At 58.9% G+C, this 14,855-nt stretch carries 19 protein-coding genes and 1 pseudogene; 12 read left to right on the forward strand and 8 right to left on the reverse strand.

Features of this window, described 5'->3' with window-relative positions:
* From P0D68_RS03435 to P0D68_RS03445, 3 genes are read right to left on the reverse strand one after another with little or no spacing between them, the layout of a single operon-like run.
* Entirely contained in the window at positions 1-657 is a 657-nt protein-coding gene (locus P0D68_RS03435; protein ID WP_408303301.1) for a methyltransferase family protein, read from the reverse strand.
* A complete protein-coding gene (locus tag P0D68_RS03440) occupies positions 641-895 on the reverse strand; it encodes a DUF2933 domain-containing protein (protein ID WP_408303152.1) in 255 nt (84 codons plus the stop codon). The genes P0D68_RS03435 and P0D68_RS03440 overlap by 17 nt, the downstream gene beginning before the upstream one ends.
* Positions 896-920: 25 nt before the next feature.
* A complete protein-coding gene (locus P0D68_RS03445; protein WP_408303150.1) occupies positions 921-1,373 on the reverse strand; it encodes a hypothetical protein in 453 nt (150 codons plus the stop codon).
* Positions 1,374-1,768: 395 nt separating this feature from the next.
* On the opposite strand from P0D68_RS03445, the gene P0D68_RS03450 reads away from it, so the two are divergent.
* From P0D68_RS03450 to P0D68_RS03460, 3 genes are read left to right on the forward strand one after another with little or no spacing between them, the layout of a single operon-like run.
* On the forward strand, positions 1,769-2,389 hold the full coding sequence (locus tag P0D68_RS03450) for a LemA family protein (RefSeq protein ID WP_408468077.1): 621 nt from the start codon (positions 1,769-1,771) through the stop codon (positions 2,387-2,389).
* The gene (locus tag P0D68_RS03455) at positions 2,386-3,234 is read left to right on the forward strand and encodes a TPM domain-containing protein (RefSeq protein WP_408303148.1); all 849 of its coding nucleotides are present in this window, start codon (positions 2,386-2,388) and stop codon (positions 3,232-3,234) included. Before P0D68_RS03450 ends, P0D68_RS03455 begins: the two co-directional genes overlap by 4 nt.
* A 2-nt stretch (positions 3,235-3,236) precedes the next feature.
* Positions 3,237-3,734, forward strand: a complete 498-nt coding sequence (locus P0D68_RS03460) for a TPM domain-containing protein (RefSeq protein ID WP_408303146.1) — start codon at positions 3,237-3,239, stop codon at positions 3,732-3,734.
* Positions 3,735-3,923: 189 nt separating this feature from the next.
* Here P0D68_RS03460 and P0D68_RS03465 read toward each other — a convergent pair whose 3' ends face one another.
* Positions 3,924-4,784, reverse strand: coding sequence for an MBL fold metallo-hydrolase (locus P0D68_RS03465; protein WP_408468013.1), 861 nt, complete (start codon positions 4,782-4,784; stop codon positions 3,924-3,926).
* Between the two features lie 86 nt (positions 4,785-4,870).
* Here P0D68_RS03465 and P0D68_RS03470 point away from each other — a divergent pair, with 86 nt between their 5' ends.
* The 6 genes and pseudogenes from P0D68_RS03470 (at position 4,871) to P0D68_RS03495 (ending at position 9,073) form a co-directional block, all read left to right on the forward strand.
* A complete protein-coding gene (locus P0D68_RS03470; RefSeq protein WP_408468014.1) occupies positions 4,871-5,188 on the forward strand; it encodes a metalloregulator ArsR/SmtB family transcription factor in 318 nt (105 codons plus the stop codon).
* A gap of 15 nt (positions 5,189-5,203) precedes the next feature.
* On the forward strand, positions 5,204-5,638 hold the full coding sequence (locus tag P0D68_RS03475) for a YeeE/YedE family protein (protein ID WP_408303725.1): 435 nt from the start codon (positions 5,204-5,206) through the stop codon (positions 5,636-5,638).
* A gap of 1 nt (position 5,639) precedes the next feature.
* Positions 5,640-6,071 (forward strand): DUF6691 family protein, encoded by a 432-nt coding sequence (locus P0D68_RS03480; RefSeq protein ID WP_408468015.1) that lies wholly within the window; start codon positions 5,640-5,642, stop codon positions 6,069-6,071.
* Between the two features lie 62 nt (positions 6,072-6,133).
* Complete coding sequence (locus P0D68_RS03485) at positions 6,134-6,952, forward strand: sulfite exporter TauE/SafE family protein (RefSeq protein ID WP_408468016.1); 819 nt, start codon at positions 6,134-6,136, stop codon at positions 6,950-6,952.
* A 193-nt stretch (positions 6,953-7,145) separates the two neighbouring features.
* Positions 7,146-8,451, forward strand: a pseudogene (locus tag P0D68_RS03490) (MFS transporter).
* Positions 8,452-8,551: 100 nt separating this feature from the next.
* Positions 8,552-9,073, forward strand: a complete 522-nt coding sequence (locus P0D68_RS03495) for an aspartate carbamoyltransferase (protein WP_408303740.1) — start codon at positions 8,552-8,554, stop codon at positions 9,071-9,073.
* Positions 9,074-9,146: 73 nt separating this feature from the next.
* On the opposite strand, the gene P0D68_RS03500 is transcribed toward P0D68_RS03495, so the two are convergent.
* Positions 9,147-9,494 carry a carboxymuconolactone decarboxylase family protein gene (locus tag P0D68_RS03500; protein ID WP_095417062.1) on the reverse strand — a complete coding sequence of 116 codons (348 nt, stop codon included), beginning with the start codon at positions 9,492-9,494 and terminating at the stop codon, positions 9,147-9,149.
* A gap of 66 nt (positions 9,495-9,560) precedes the next feature.
* Positions 9,561-10,079 (reverse strand): hypothetical protein, encoded by a 519-nt coding sequence (locus P0D68_RS03505; RefSeq protein WP_281663804.1) that lies wholly within the window; start codon positions 10,077-10,079, stop codon positions 9,561-9,563.
* A gap of 266 nt (positions 10,080-10,345) precedes the next feature.
* Between P0D68_RS03505 and arsD the strand changes: the two genes are divergently transcribed.
* Complete coding sequence (gene arsD, locus P0D68_RS03510) at positions 10,346-10,714, forward strand: arsenite efflux transporter metallochaperone ArsD (RefSeq protein WP_408299952.1); 369 nt, start codon at positions 10,346-10,348, stop codon at positions 10,712-10,714.
* A gap of 13 nt (positions 10,715-10,727) precedes the next feature.
* On the forward strand, positions 10,728-12,482 hold the full coding sequence (gene arsA, locus P0D68_RS03515; RefSeq protein WP_408299943.1) for an arsenical pump-driving ATPase: 1,755 nt from the start codon (positions 10,728-10,730) through the stop codon (positions 12,480-12,482).
* Between the two features lie 142 nt (positions 12,483-12,624).
* Here arsA and arsB read toward each other — a convergent pair whose 3' ends face one another.
* Positions 12,625-13,698, reverse strand: coding sequence for an ACR3 family arsenite efflux transporter (gene arsB / locus P0D68_RS03520; RefSeq protein WP_408299950.1), 1,074 nt, complete (start codon positions 13,696-13,698; stop codon positions 12,625-12,627).
* A 2-nt stretch (positions 13,699-13,700) separates the two neighbouring features.
* On the reverse strand, positions 13,701-14,216 hold the full coding sequence (locus P0D68_RS03525) for an arsenate reductase ArsC (protein WP_408299941.1): 516 nt from the start codon (positions 14,214-14,216) through the stop codon (positions 13,701-13,703).
* 200 nt (positions 14,217-14,416) lie between these two features.
* On the opposite strand from P0D68_RS03525, the gene P0D68_RS03530 reads away from it, so the two are divergent.
* Positions 14,417-14,758 carry an ArsR/SmtB family transcription factor gene (locus tag P0D68_RS03530; protein ID WP_310817220.1) on the forward strand — a complete coding sequence of 114 codons (342 nt, stop codon included), beginning with the start codon at positions 14,417-14,419 and terminating at the stop codon, positions 14,756-14,758.
* Positions 14,759-14,855 lie beyond the last annotated feature (97 nt).

Genomic DNA, 14,855 nt, shown 5'->3' on the forward strand with positions numbered 1-14,855 from the left:
CTATTGGGCGTGCGCAGTATCGCTGCTGGATAGCTTTGGGACGTACCGAGGTGTATGTGCTGCGTAATCCCGCCATGCCTCACCGAAACGTAACTCCGAATCACGCTCTTCTTGCCGCGCAAGGTGCATGTACATCGCAACCAGAATCGGGAACATGACAAGCGTCACGAGTGTCGGCCACTGCAGCAGGAATCCGGTCATGATGATGACGAAGGCGACATACTGAGGGTGTCGAACCTTGGCGTACGGACCCGTTGTCGCCAACTGGCCTTTGCGTTGCGCTTCGTAGAGAACGTGCCAGGACGTTGAGAGCAGGTAGAAGCCGCCTAAGATGAGAGCGAAACTGGCGAGATGCGGAAATGCAAGGTGTGGGTTGCCATGTTGACCGGTCATCGTCCACCAGAGATGTCCAGAGTCGTGGTTCAACAGGTTCACTTTCGGAAAGCGGGTCTGCAACCACCCGGATAGAAGATAAATGGTGAGCGGAAAGCCGTACATTTCTGCGAACAGCGCAACCACGAAAGCCGAGAATCCGCCAAACGTTCGCCAGTCGCGCGCGGTGCTGGGCTTGAAGAAGCTGAACGCGAAAATTATGAAGATGAGGGAGTTGATGGCAACCAGCCCCCACAATCCATATCCACTAGCTGGGTCGTTCATCATGACCTCCCTGCTTGTCTGAGTGTTGCGCCTCGACATGTGTTCCATGGTGATGTCCGTGATGCATAAAGAGGTGCATCAGTGGGCACGCGAGGAAGATGAGATATGGCAACGCGCCAAGGAAATGCGCGCGATGTTCGGAGAACATGAAGAAGGTCGCCACCGCCGCAAATCCCATCAATGCGATGGCGCCACGCGACTTCCAGAACGGCGGTGTTTCCTGAACAGACATTTTCATACTGAATTCCTCGGCACCTGCACCGTCATTTGGCGGCTGGCGCGTTTTCGATGGACTGCCTGTCCATCATCATGGTCATCATCATCTGCATCATGTCCATGCGCTTCTCCATCATGTCGTGACGCATGCCGTTCGGGCCCATGCTGCCGTGAGGATTCTTCATGCCGTTCATCATGGCCATGCCCTGCTGCATGGCCTGCATTTGTTCATCCATCAGCTTTGCCCTTTCTTCAGGGGTCTTTGCCGCCATCATTCGCTCGTGTATCTCCTGCATCTTCTTCATTTGGGTGTCGGCGTCGCTAAGCGATTTTGGCTGCGCCTTCGATGCCTTTGCGCCTTGTGAAGCGCCCGCGCCGTGGCCGTGAGCGTCAACATCCGGTGATGCGCCTTGTGAGAGAGGCGAGCCGAATGCGAGTAACAGGGCAATGACTGCCCCAGCAATCGATGCGAGAGTCGATGTCTTTTGTTGGCTGTTCATGATTTTTCCCCGAACTATTGGTTGCGTACCATTTACTCTATCGACGCGCATGCAGACCCGATTGACCTAGCTCAAGGAACATACGTCGCGGCTGGGAGGCCTGTTTGTCTGAAGGTTGATACAGGGTCGTTGCACCGCGCGACGGTGCTTGGCCTCTCTGCGGAGGTCAGAATGCATGCGGCTTTCGTCCTGGCCCGGCCCATCACCTCGGCAACGCAGATTCTGGTAACCGGGGGGAGTGTGATTCCGGAACGAACTTGACCTGCGTCAATCGCGGTCGATTGGTCGGGCGTAGGCTGAAAGTGCCGTCGCTGACAGGTTGGAGGTCGCACGTGTGTGGGGACGGGCGGCTAGAAGAATTAAAGAGAATGCAGACTGACGACGGGAACACTCCAATGCGCGCAATGTTGACGTGGTTGATGACGGTAGTCGTGCTGGGACTCTCCGGCTGCGGCTACAACGCTATCCAGACTCAGGACGAACAGGTGAAGGCGAGCTGGTCTGAGGTATTGAACCAGTATCAGCGCCGCGCCGACCTCATCCCCAACCTCGTGAATACAGTCAAAGGCTATGCGAGCCAGGAAAAAGAAGTGCTTATGCGTGTGACGGAAGCCCGCGCGAGAGTGGGTTCGGTGCAGGCAAGCCCAGAGCTTATCAACGACCCGCAAGCATTTGCGAAATTTGAAGCGGTGCAAGCTCAGTTGACGAGTTCGCTATCAAGGCTGCTGGTCGTGTCCGAGAATTATCCGCAATTAAAATCCGACGCAAATTTCCGCGACCTGCAGGCGCAACTCGAAGGTACCGAGAATCGCATTACAGTTGCCAGAAACCGGTACATCAAGGCTGTTCAGGACTACAACACTACGGTGCGGTCGTTTCCGTCCAACCTGACGGCGAGTGTCTTCGGCTATAAGGAGAAGCCCAACTTCTCAGTGTCAAATGAAGCAGAGATTGCCCGGCCTCCACAGGTCAATTTCGATACAGCGCCGAAGCCGGCGAGTGGAGTGACCAATTGAACATCCTGAAAGCAGCGAGGGTTCTGCTGCTCGCGCTCATCCCATTCTGCTCGTCTGTCGCCAGCGCGGACGTCGCGATTCCGGCGCTGACCGCGCGCGTCACCGACGAGACGGGCACGCTCACCAGCGAGCAACGGTCCGGGCTGGAGCAAACCTTGCAGGCGTTCGAGAACAAAAAGGGGAGCCAAATCTCGGTGCTCATCGTCCCCACCACTCAGCCGGAAACCATCGAGCAATATTCGATACGCGTTGTTGAACAATGGAAGCTTGGGCGCAAGCGTATCGACGACGGCGTGCTGCTTATCGTCGCAAAGAACGACCGGACGCTGCGTATCGAAGTGGGCTATGGCCTCGAGGGCGTGCTCACCGACGCCACCAGCAATCGCATCATCAACGAAGTGATTGTCCCAAGATTCAGGGAGGGCGATTTTTACGGCGGCATTGCGGCGGGTGTTGACAGCATCATGAATGTCATCAACGGCGAGCCTTTGCCGTCGCCAGATAAAAATGCGAGCGGTACTGCTGGGAAATTCGGAGGTTACTTGCCTATCCTCTTCGTGCTTACCATGGTAGTTGGTGGTGTACTTCGCTCTCTGCTGGGACGCCTGCCTGGCTCAGTCGTGACCGGCGGCGCCGTCGCGGGCATCGCATGGCTGTTGTCTGGAACGCTCTTTGTCGCTGTAGTCGCCGGCGCGATTGCACTCGCGTTTACCTTATTCGGTAGCGGGCTCGGTGCCTATGTCGGAGGGCGTGCTATCGGCGGACTCGGGGGCGGGTCGGGCCGGACCACCTTCCGGGGCGGTGGCGGCGGGTTTGGTGGTGGCGGCGCTTCGGGAAGATGGTAGCCATGGACATCAAGCGCGTCGTGAGACACCTGTTCATGAGCCGCTGGCACGTCAACCTTGCCTTTCCTCCCAAGACTCTGCGCGCAATCGAAAAAGCGGTTCGGGAAAGCCACAGAGCACATATAGGCCAGGTCCGATTTGCGGTCGAGGGTGCGCTTCACATCGGTGTGCTGCTGAAGGGGATGTCGGCAAGAGAGCGCGCGATTGATGTCTTCTCGAAGCTTCGGGTCTGGGACACTGAGCACAATAACGGCGTACTCATCTACCTGCTGCTCGCGGACCGCGATGTGGAGATAGTCGCGGACCGTGGTGTGCACAGCAAGGTGCACGCTGCAGAGTGGGAAGCCATCTGTCAGAGCATGGAGGCAGAGTTTCGGAGCGGGAGGTATGAGACAGGCGTGCTGCGCGGTGTGGAACAGGTAACAGAGTTGCTGAGGAGGCACTTTCCGGCTCAACGGGATACGCACAGTGAATTGCCGAATAAGCCAGCGGTGTTGTGAGACATAAGGGGAGCCGGACTGATGAAGGTTGCGCGGCCAAGAGTGCCGTTATGCCCGCGAATCGGATACGCCTGAATGGCGTGTCCGCCGGAGTTTCTCAACTTCAATGGCGTTTTGCTGCAGGAACGTAATGCGCTCATGCCGACGCCAAACCGCGTACTCCGTATCAAGCGTTCGTAGCAAGCTACACTACAACGCATTCAACGGAATCTTCAGATAGCTGAGGCCGTTTTCCTCGGCGGGTGGAAATTCTCCGGCCCGTATGTTCACCTGTACAGACGGAAGAATAAGAACGGGCATCGCAAGTGTTGCGTCGCGAGCTTCGCGCATACTGACGAACTGCTCTTCCGTTACGCCGTCGTGCACGTGGATGTTATGCGTACGCTGAGCGAGCACCGTGGTTTCCCATTCGGGTTGCCGGCCCTCGGGTGGATAGTCGTGGCACATGAAAAGCCGGGTGTCGCACGGCAGGTCCAGCAGCTTTCGAATCGACCCATATAGTGTGCGGGCATTGCCGCCGGGGAAGTCGCAGCGCGCGGTGCCGACATCCGGCATGAAAAGCGTGTCGCCAACGAAGACCGCATCGCCAATCTGGTAGGCCGTGTCGGCAGGTGTATGGCCGGGAACATACAACGCTCTCGCCGTCAGGCTCCCAATCGAGAACGTCTCGTCTTCGCCAAACAGGTGGTCGAACTGGGAGCCGTCAAGGCGGAATTCAGGCTCCAGATTGAACAGCTTCTTGAAGACGCCCTGAACGGTGCGAATGTGCTCTCCAATCGCAATCCTGCCGCCAAGCTCGCCGCGCAAATAATGCGCTGCTGACAGGTGGTCCGCATGCGCGTGCGTTTCCAGAATCCACTGCACCCGCAGGCCGCGCTGGCGAATGAACTCGATGACCTTGTCGGCATTCGCCGTTGACGTGCGTCCTGCCTTGGGGTCGTAGTCAAGGACCGGGTCAATGACTGCACATTCCTGATGCCCGGACTGAGACACCACGTAAGTCACCGTGCCGGTGACCGGGTCGAAGAACGGCTGAACGATGGGCTGCATCCTGACCTCCTCAGATGTCACTCATTCTATTCACAAATAATCTACAATGCAATATAATGTTTGTGTGTAAATTAAAGGGTGGTGAGATGAGGAAGATGTCCGTCCCAATCGACCTGTCGGTGATGCAGGCATCGGCAGAGAAAGCCTGTGCGCTACTGAAGGTGCTGGCCAATCCCGACAGGTTGCTTCTGATGTGCCAGTTGTCGCAGGGCGAGTTATGTGTGAGCGACCTCGAGGAACAGTTGGGCATACGTCAGCCGACGCTTTCCCAACAGCTCGGCGTGCTTCGCGATAACGAACTCGTTGCGACACGGCGCGAGGGAAAGAGCATCTTTTATTCCATCGCGAGCAAGGAAGCGATTGCCGTCATGAACGTGCTGTACGACCAGTTTTGCGCTCAATGAAGGTGAGGAGAGGTCATGTTGATTGATATCGCGAGTTTCACACCCGGCCTGTCATTGACTGGCGGCCTGGTGATTGGCACCGCAGCTGCTGTGCTTGTTTTATTCAACGGACGTATCGCTGGCATCAGCGGCATCCTCGGTGGCCTGCTGGGCACGCCTCAGAAAGATGTGGGGTGGCGTGTCGCTTTTCTCGTAGGGTTGATTGGGGCGCCTGTGTTGGCAAGCCTGCTCGGGAATCCGGTAGCGCCTGATATCCAGGCGGGGTGGGGCGAAATACTTGTTGCGGGCTTTCTGGTTGGCATTGGCACGCGTTACGCAAGCGGTTGCACGAGCGGTCATGGTGTCTGCGGCATCTCGCGTGGGTCCATCCGGTCACTTGTCGCAACGGCAACGTTTATGGCAAGCGGCTTTCTGACCGTGTTCGTATCCAGACATCTGCTGGGAGGTTGAAATGGGTTTGCTCGCTGCTTTAATTTCCGGGCTTCTGTTTGGCGTCGGCCTGATGGTCTCCGGCATGGCCAACCCAGCAAAGGTGCTGGGATTTCTCGACCTGGCGGGACGATGGGACCCGTCACTGGCATTTGTCATGGTCGGGGCGATAGCCGTTGGCTCAATCGCGTTCCTGTTCGCAAAACGCCGCAAAAAATCCCTGCTGGGCCTGCCCATGCAGATTCCGGCAAGCACCAACGTGACGATGAGACTTGTACTGGGAAGCGCGGTGTTCGGCGTCGGCTGGGGTCTTGCGGGATTTTGCCCGGGACCCGCGCTGGTCGCGATGGGCGCTGGTTTTCCGAAGGCATGGGGTTTTGTGGCCGCGATGCTTGGCGGGATGGCCGTGTTCGAGTTCCTCGAACACGCCAAATTGAGCCGGCAGCAGGCCTGACCAGTTGAGCATTGATTGGTGAGCCGTCCGCGCAAATCCCGCGGTTCTTATAGGGCAGAGGAATGGACAGCATGACTGCAGTCAGTATGTTCCTGGGAGGTGTTGTCGGCCTGATTCTGGCGCTGACGGGGGCTGGCGGCGCCATCGTGGCAGTACCCTTGCTGCTCTTCGTACTTCACCTGGATGTGGCCGAGGCTGCGCCGCTAGCCTTACTTGCGGTCGGCCTGTCGGCGGGAATGGGGGCAATAATCGGGTTGCGTGCAGGTATCGTCCGTTATCGGGCTGCGGGTTTTATTGCCTTAACCGGCATCCTTAGTTCGCCGGTCGGACTGTGGCTCGCACACCGGTTGCCGAACGGCCCCCTGGCTCTTCTGTTTGCGGGTGTGCTCGCCTTTGTGGCGATTCGCATGTTCATGCAGGCACGCGGGTCAGATGCAAAAGCCTCAGCTGGCTCCCAGCACGTGCCCCCATGCCAGCTCGACGTCGACTCCGGCCGATTCCTCTGGACCGGCCCGTGCGCCCGGGCGCTGGCACTGTCCGGCATCGGAGCAGGATTTCTCTCGGGTCTGCTGGGCGTGGGTGGGGGCTTTGTCATTGTGCCTGCGCTAAGGCGCGCGACGAATGCTCCGATGCATGCCATCGTGGCGACTTCGCTGACCATCATTACGCTCATATCGCTATCAGGCGTCGTGTCGACTGCGCTTGAGGGGCGAATGAACTGGCGGGTCGGTGTCCCGTTCGCGGCGGGGGCGCTATTTGGCATGCTTGGTGGTCGACTCATCGCCCGGCATCTGAGCGGACCCCGGTTGCAGCAAGGCTTCGCCGTGTTCGCGGGAGTCATCGCGGTGGGCATGGTTGCGAAAGTCGTGCTTGCGGCGTAGGTCCCGGTTGACCTTTGGCGCCAACGGCCAGGGGTCGCCACACCACGATGCCTGTCGCAACGGTCGGTAGCAGAACGGCTCGTCGGGCTCTTTTTGCAAGAGGTCACTGCATCATCAATGAAGGAGGTCGGCGTGAATTCCGGCAACACCCCGAATCGTGAGGGCGTAGCATGCTGTGTCCCGACCAGCCTGCATCGCAGGGCTCAGGCGGTTCCGCAAGTCTGAACGCAATCGTCCTGTCGCATTCGGCATCCGCGTCAATTACTGGCAGGTCGTGCTGCAGCTTTTGCAGGTGCTGCTCGTAGGGATGACCGTTGGGATGACGCGCAACGTGGTGCCCGCACTGGCCGAGACCGAGTTCGGCGTACCACGCGGGTCGTTCATGCTGCTGGTGGCGTTTGTGGTTGCCTTTGGCGTCGTCAAGGGCGCGATGAATTTCGTGGCCGGGCGGCTCGCTGAGCGAATCGGCCGCAAGAAAGTCTTGCTCGCCGGCTGGCTGGTTGCATTCCCGATTGCGCCGCTTATCTACTTCGCCCAATCCTGGAGTTGGGTCGTGGTTGCCACCATGCTGCTTGGCGTAAATCAGGGTTTGACGTGGTCGATGACCCAGACGGCAAAGCTTGATATCACGCGTCCTGACCAGCGCGGCCTCGTTATCGGGTTGAATGAATTCTCCGGTTACGTCGGGGTGGCAGTGGCGGGTGTGGTCACGGGATACGCAGCATCCGTCCTCGGCCCCCGCGCAGGATTGCTCTGGTTCGGCACGGCGGTAGTTCTCCTTGCGACTCTGCTCGCCTGGCTGGCAGTGGCCGAGACGCTGCCCTGGGCCCGCTTCCAGAGCAGTCGGGAAGCGATTGCGCCGGAAAAAGGGCACCCCCAGCCCCGTCGATTTGCTGCAGGCGAACAACCGACGGGCGGTGAAGTGTTTGCCCTGATGAGCTGGCGCGACCGTCGTATGGCAGCTCTCTGCCAGGCCGGATTGGTCGAGAAGTTTGTCGACGCCTTGGTATGGGTGTTCTGGCCGGTTTACCTTCATCAACGGGGGGTGAGCCTGCCCGGCATAGGCTGGATAGTGGGTGTCTACGGCTTCACATGGGGTGGCGCGCAGCTTTTCACGGGCAGGCTGTCCGACCGGGTGGGGCGCCAACACCTCAACGTGCTGGGTATGTGGGTTTGCGGCGTCGGTGTGCTGCTGTTGCCCCTTGGCAGAGGTTCGGCATGGTGGAGTTTCGCGGCGGCGGTAGCGGGTATTGGAATGGCGATGCTATACCCCAACCTGAGCGCCGCCGTTGCCGACCTGGCACAGCCAGCCTGGCGGGCTTCAGCCATCGGTATATACCGGTTCTGGCGTCGGTGCGCTCGGTCTTGGCGCTGCTGCCGCTCTGGGCGGCAGTGTGGAGTACGCCTTCTGGTTTGTCGCTATTGCGATGGGCTTGTCCGGTCTCGTCCTCTACCAGTGGGGAGAAGAAACCCATACACGTTTTAACCCGGCTCCCTGATTCGCTAGCGTGACGCGCAATCAAAGGCCATCAACGCAACCGGCGCAAGGGCATCGGGTGTAATCATCTATCACTGTCGACCACGCAGGAGTCTCATCCAATGAAACCGGGCACATTATTTACTACGCTTATCGTGATGGCAGGCCTGGGCGCGGCGGCTGAATCGTTCGCGGCGGACGCTGAGCGTCAGGCCGAGGTCGCGCAGCGAGGTGCGGAGGTCATGCCGTTCAGCCTCAAGGCCACAACTCACATCTTCACCAAATCGGACGATGGGGGGAGCCAGCGGGTAGTTGCGAAAAGCCCCTCTGACAGCCACCAGACCCAGCTGATTCGTGAGCATCTGCGTGAAATCCAGACCCAGTTTCAACGTGGTGACTTTTCGGGGCCTGCCCGGACTCACGGCGCTGACATGCCCGGATTGGCGCAGCTCAGGGCGGCAAAGCCCGGCCAGATATCGATTACGTACAAGGACATTAAAGGTGGAGGCGAACTTACCTATCGCAGCGACGACCCGAAATTGGTGTCGTCACTTCACACATGGTTCGACGCACAACTTTCGGACCACGGTGCTGATGCGATGGATGGGCATATGCATCATCACCAAGGGATGACGCAGCCATGAGTCCCATACCGTGGTCCTCTTCGGGGGCTGCCTTGCATCGCAGACACTGATAGAAATCCGGGCACGTTGATAGTCAGAGCGAGAATTCCTCAAAGGCTCTCAACGCATGGGTGGCATACATCATTGATGGACCGCCTCCCATATAGACCGCAGTGCCGAGCACGTCTTCCAGCTCGGCCCTTGTCGTGCCCAGCTTCACCAGCGTCTGGACGTGAAAGCCGATGCAGTCGTCACAACGACAGGCAATCGCAATCCCTAACGCGACCAGCTCCCGCGTCTTTCGGTTCAGTGCCCCGTCTTTTGTCCCGGCCGCAGCGAGTTGGCCGAACGCGGTCATCAAGTCAGGCTGTGACGCGCGCATCGCTCGCATCTGAACCGATACCTCGCCTGTCAGGTCTTTGTAGCTGGAAATACTGCTCATGTCCGCTCCTGTAGTTGGCGAGCTTTTCAGGCTGGGAGGTCGTCAGTAACCGATTTTTCAGCATGCCTACTTTGTACTGGCAGGCGGTGGCCCGTCCCGGTATTGCTGCTGCCACATCATGTTGTTCATCATCTCCTGCTGCATCTGCAGGTATTGGTCAGTCATGTATTGACGCTGCCGCAGTTGCTCGGGTGTCAGGCGCGAGTAGTAGCCGCCCATATGCCCCCAGCCCCCCATCATTCCGGGCCCAGCGCCTCCCATCATTCCCGGGCCCATTCCATGACCCATCATCCCCGGGCCCCACATTCCGTGCATGATTGTCATCGCACTTTGCATTGTGGCCCAGTGCTGCTCGAGTAGCTTCTGGCGTTCCTGAGGGTCCTGAGTTTTGCGAATCTGGTCCATCTGCGCCTGCATTGTCTTCATTTGCTCCTGGAGCTGCGCCAGATTCCTGTCGAACTCAGCAGCGCCGGCAGGTGGCGTTTTTGAACTGCTTTGCGGCGCAGCTGTGTCTTTGGAAGCAGCTTGCAGCACGGGGGATGTCAAGGCAATACCGACAGCCATCGCAACTAGAAGCTTTTTCATATCTCCTCCCTGTGAACGCGCGACTCGACGACAGAGCGTATGCAGTCATCGTGCACACAAGGCTACATGTCAGCACCGACCTTCCTTTGACGCTTGTCAACGAAGCAGACGGAGGCGACTTGCAAGCGGGTCGATTCTCCATGCGGGGAAATGCCGTTCCATCGTCTGTGACTTGACTGAGGTCAATGACGCGTCCCTCAAAGGGACGAGCATGACGGAGTGGACACACCTGCGGTCCGGCCGGACAGGCAGAATTCGTGGGAGCAATGATGAGCAAACTTGATGTGTTCGAACCGGCTATGTGCTGCGCGACCGGCATCTGCGGCGTGGACGTAGACCCGGCGCTGGTTCAGTTCAGCGCCGACCTTCAGTGGCTGGCTGAACATGGTGTCGAAGTCGTTCGGCACGGCCTCGGGCACGACGCGGCATCCTTTGCGGCCAATCCGGAAGTGGTCCGGGAGCTGCATGCGGGTATGGACCGCCTGCCCATCGCAACGGTGGATGGCCGGATTATCTCCGTCGGGGTGTATCCGTCACGAGCTCAACTGATTCAGAAACTTGGGCTCAAGATTCCCGCCGCCGAAAAGCCGCACATCAAGGCCGGGGCCTGCAGTTGCAAGCCCGGCGAATGTTAACCGGCGCACCGATATGACACTTCCTGCCGTTACAACTCGCCATCTCTTTTTCACCGGCAAGGGCGGCGTCGGCAAGACGTCGCTCGCCTGCGCAACAGCGCTGCAACTGGCTGAAAAGGGTAAGACCGTGCTGCTTGTCAGCACCGACCCGGCGTCCAATCTCGATGAGGTGCTTGAGACTCAACTTTCCGGGCGGCCGACACCAATTGCCAAGGTTCCAAACCTCCACGCGCTGAACATCGACCCGGAACTCGCCGCGGCGGCCTACCGCGAGCGTATGGTTAGCCCTTATCGAGGAGTGTTGCCCGATGCGGCAATTCGCAGCATGGAGGAGCAGTTTTCCGGTGGCTGCACCGTCGAGATAGCGGCGTTCGACGCCTTTGCCGACCTGTTGGGCGGGAGTGCGACCGCGAATGCGTACGACTACATCGTTTTCGACACCGCGCCCACGGGGCACACGCTGCGTTTGCTGACACTGCCGTCTGCCTGGAGCAACTTTCTGTCGACAAACACAACCGGCAATTCGTGTCTGGGGCCTCTGGCAGGCCTCGAGCAAAACAGGCAACTGTACGCAGCGGCCGTTGCCGAACTGACCAACCGCGACCGCACTACTGTGGTCCTGGTGACCCGGCCGGAGGCATCGGCATTCCGTGAGGCGGAGCGAACCCGTATCGAACTGGCCGACCTCGGGGTTCGAAACCTGGTGCTCGCAGTCAATGGTGTTTTCAAGGCCGTTTCCTCTGACGATGACATTGCCTGCGCGATGGAAGAACAGCAGGCTGCAGCGATAAAGGCAATGCCGCCGGGGCTCGCAGCACTTGCGCGAAGCGAAACGGGCTTCATCCCCAGGGGATTGGTTGGGCTGACCGCGTTACATGCGTATTTGCACCCGGAGCAGATTGCTGCGCCCAGGACAGATAGCTCGTTGAGCATGAAGTTGCCTGGCGGCCTTTTGCCGCTCATTGACGACCTTGAGAAGGCGGGCCATGGTCTTGTCATGACGATGGGCAAGGGCGGCGTCGGCAAGACGACCGTGGCTGCGGCGATAGCGCTTGAACTGGCGCAGCGTGGCCATGCAGTCCTGCTTTCCACCACCGACCCGGCCGCGCACGTGGCGTGGACTCTCCAGGAGTCGGTGCCGAGTTTAGCCGTGAGTCGCATCGACCCGGAGCTGGAGGTCAATCGTTATCGCGATGAGGTTCTTGCCAAGGCCGGTGCTCATCTCGATGCCCAAGGAAAAGCGATGCTCGAGGAAGACCTGCGGTCGCCGTGCACCGAGGAGATAGCAGTTTTTCGCGCATTCGCGCGAACGGTGGATGAGGCCCGGGGCGCTTTCGTGATACTCGACACGGCCCCGACTGGACATACCATCCTGCTGATGGATTCAGCGGAGGCCTATCATCGCGAAGTCATGCGCACCGAGGGTGATATGCCAGAAGCGGTGCGCCAGCTTCTGCCACGTCTGCGCGACCCCGATTTCACGCGCGTTCTTATTGTGACGCTCGCCGAGGCGACGCCTGTTCATGAGGCGGAGCGACTGCAAGCTGACCTCCGGCGAGCCCAGATTGAACCGTATGCCTGGGTCATTGACCAAAGTCTGCTCGCAAGCGGCACCCACGACCCGGCACTCGCCGAACGAGGGCGCTACGAGGTGCCGTTCATAGAGCGTGTGGTGACGCAGGATACAAAGAGGGCTGTGCTGTTGCCGTGGCAGGCGACTCCGCCCGTGGGTCTACACGGGCTAGAAGAGCTGGCTCGCGGACATTGACCACAAAGCGGTCGTAGCGGACAGCATGCGCCGGCAGTCGCCGGACCGTGTACCGGCCCGTGCTCAGACGAGCACGAGGCCGTTCAACATATGGCGTATAGATTTCGACTGGCGGAGTCCCGGCATGAAGGCTACTGGGTTGTCACGCTCCCCGTTCGTACCAACGTCGCGACGCGTTGACCACTTTTACAACAGCCAGCATGACCGGCACTTCGATAAGAACACCAACCACAGTCGCCAGTGCTGCTCCGGATTTGAGACCGAAGAGGCTAATCGCCGTCGCGACCGCCAGCTCAAAGAAGTTGGATGCGCCAATCAGGCATGACGGCGCCGCAACATCATGAGACACACCGAGCTTCCGGTTGGCCAGATAGGCGAGTGACGAATTGACGACCACCTGAATCAGGATGGGCACCGCCAGAAGCAGAATGACCAGCGGTTGCGCGATGATTTGCTCGCCCTGCAATGCAAACAACAGCACCAGCGTCAACAGCAGTGCGGAGATGGAGAATGGTCCGATTTTCGCCAACGCGCTCTGGAAATGCTGGTCGCCCTTTCGAAGCAGAAACTTGCGGAGTATCTGGGCGATGATGACCGGGATGACGATGTAGAGCACCACCGACGTGAGGAGCGTATCCCACGGCACTGTGATGTTGGAAATGCCGAGAAGCAGTCCCACGACCGGAGCAAATGCAAAGACCATAATCAGGTCGTTGAGCGCAACCTGCGACAGCGTGAAATACGGGTCACCCTTGGTGAGTTGACTCCAGACAAAGACCATCGCCGTGCACGGTGCTGCAGCCAAAAGAATCAGACCGGCGACATAACTATCCAACTGGTCAGCCGGCAACAGCGAAGCGAACGCGTGTCGCACAAAGACCCACGCCAGAAAGGCCATTGTGAATGGTTTGACCGCCCAGTTGATGACGAGCGTCACGCCTATGCCCTTCAACTGACTGCGGACTTTTCCCAGCGAAGCGAAGTCGATGCGAAGTAGCATCGGAATAATCATTACCCAAATCAGAATCCCGACCGGAATGTTGACGTGGGCAAGTTCGAGCGTGGATACGGTATGCACAGCACCGGGCAGCAACTTGCCGAGAACGATGCCGGCCACGATGCACAGCGCCACCCAAACGGACAGATAGCGTTCGAAGAATCCGATACCGCTGGGCGCCCGGCGAGTGACTTTCGCAGTGGTTTGACTACCTGCCATCATTACTCTCCCTTCTCGCGCAGCGACGTACCGATGCTCTGCATTTTTTGCTGGATGGCCAACCGGTCTAGTTTTTCGAGGGGAAGGTTCGTGAAAAGCTCTATGCGCTTCTTCATCTGCACGAAGGCCTGCAAGAATGCCTTGCGCTTGTCGTCGTCCGAACCTTCGGTCTTCGACGGGTCTGCTACGCCCCAATGCGCCTTTGCCGGATGGCCAGGCCAAATCGGGCAGACTTCGCCCGCTGCATCATCACAGACCGTGAAGATGAAGTCCATTTGCGGCGCGCCTTCCTCGGCAAACTCGTCCCAGCTCTTGCTACGCAGCCCTTCTGTCTGAATACCCTGTGAGTTAAGCAGCGCGATTGCATGAGGGTTTGGCGCCGTTCCGGGATGGCTGCCTGCGCTGTAGCCGACAAAACGGTCGCTCGCGAGCTGGTTGAGCGCCGCCTCCGCAAGGATTGAGCGTGCGGAGTTGTGGGTGCAGAGGAATAAGACATTATATTTTCGGTGTTCTGTCACAGAATTCTCCTGGCGACGTTTGGTCTAGGCGGGTTTCAAATTTCTCCATATCTCCAATATAATGGAAACGTTGTGACGCAGCAAGCGCGGGCGCGCTCGGTCGTTCGGCGCTGGCAGCGGTGAAGTCTGGGTTCGACTGTTTCACCCCGCCCCGGCGGCGCCGCGTTAGAATCGGCAGATAACCTTGAAGACAGAGCCTTATGAAGGAAAAAGACGCCATCAAAGCTTTGGCCGCGCTCGCACAGCCGACGCGCCTGGCTATTTTTCGCCTGCTCGTCACAGCCGGGCCGGAGGGTCTCAACGTCGGAGTCATCCAGGAGCATCTTGACCTGGCTAGCGCGACGCTCTCCTTCCATCTCAAGGAGCTGACGCATGCTGGCCTGGTAACGTCTCGCCAGGAAGGGCGCTTCGTATACTACGGGCCCGAAATCGAGCACATGAACGACCTGGTTGGCTTTCTGACCGAGAACTGCTGCCAGGGAGTGGACTCGGCCGCATGCAAGCCAGCCAAGAAAGTGAAGTGCAAGCCCGTGACCGCATGAACAGGCGCTTAGCGAGGTAAATCGCGCAGAACACACTTGCATCATCCGCATCTGTATCCAACTACAACGGCCGCCTCGTAACCTTGGGCGGCCGTTT

Origin of the sequence: Paraburkholderia sp. RL17-380-BIE-A (assembly GCF_046028085.1) — a bacterium.
GTDB lineage: Bacteria > Pseudomonadota > Gammaproteobacteria > Burkholderiales > Burkholderiaceae > Paraburkholderia.

Bases quoted from the DNA above. Each gene is read 5' to 3' on its own strand.
- P0D68_RS03470 (WP_408468014.1), top strand. From the start codon at position 4,871: ATGAGGAAGATGTCCGTCCCAATCGACCTGTCGGTGATGCAGGCATCG.
- P0D68_RS03460 (WP_408303146.1), top strand. From the start codon at position 3,237: ATGGACATCAAGCGCGTCGTGAGACACCTGTTCATGAGCCGCTGGCAC.
- P0D68_RS03440 (WP_408303152.1), bottom strand. From the start codon at position 895: ATGAAAATGTCTGTTCAGGAAACACCGCCGTTCTGGAAGTCGCGTGGC.
- P0D68_RS03465 (WP_408468013.1), bottom strand. From the start codon at position 4,784: ATGCAGCCCATCGTTCAGCCGTTCTTCGACCCGGTCACCGGCACGGTG.
- P0D68_RS03530 (WP_310817220.1), top strand. From the start codon at position 14,417: ATGAAGGAAAAAGACGCCATCAAAGCTTTGGCCGCGCTCGCACAGCCG.
- P0D68_RS03435 (WP_408303301.1), bottom strand. From the start codon at position 657: ATGAACGACCCAGCTAGTGGATATGGATTGTGGGGGCTGGTTGCCATC.
- P0D68_RS03495 (WP_408303740.1), top strand. From the start codon at position 8,552: ATGAAACCGGGCACATTATTTACTACGCTTATCGTGATGGCAGGCCTG.
- P0D68_RS03485 (WP_408468016.1), top strand. From the start codon at position 6,134: ATGGACAGCATGACTGCAGTCAGTATGTTCCTGGGAGGTGTTGTCGGC.
- P0D68_RS03480 (WP_408468015.1), top strand. From the start codon at position 5,640: ATGGGTTTGCTCGCTGCTTTAATTTCCGGGCTTCTGTTTGGCGTCGGC.
- P0D68_RS03475 (WP_408303725.1), top strand. From the start codon at position 5,204: ATGTTGATTGATATCGCGAGTTTCACACCCGGCCTGTCATTGACTGGC.
- P0D68_RS03445 (WP_408303150.1), bottom strand. From the start codon at position 1,373: ATGAACAGCCAACAAAAGACATCGACTCTCGCATCGATTGCTGGGGCA.
- arsB (WP_408299950.1), bottom strand. From the start codon at position 13,698: ATGGCAGGTAGTCAAACCACTGCGAAAGTCACTCGCCGGGCGCCCAGC.
- arsD (WP_408299952.1), top strand. From the start codon at position 10,346: ATGATGAGCAAACTTGATGTGTTCGAACCGGCTATGTGCTGCGCGACC.
- P0D68_RS03505 (WP_281663804.1), bottom strand. From the start codon at position 10,079: ATGAAAAAGCTTCTAGTTGCGATGGCTGTCGGTATTGCCTTGACATCC.
- P0D68_RS03500 (WP_095417062.1), bottom strand. From the start codon at position 9,494: ATGAGCAGTATTTCCAGCTACAAAGACCTGACAGGCGAGGTATCGGTT.
- P0D68_RS03450 (WP_408468077.1), top strand. From the start codon at position 1,769: ATGCGCGCAATGTTGACGTGGTTGATGACGGTAGTCGTGCTGGGACTC.
- arsA (WP_408299943.1), top strand. From the start codon at position 10,728: ATGACACTTCCTGCCGTTACAACTCGCCATCTCTTTTTCACCGGCAAG.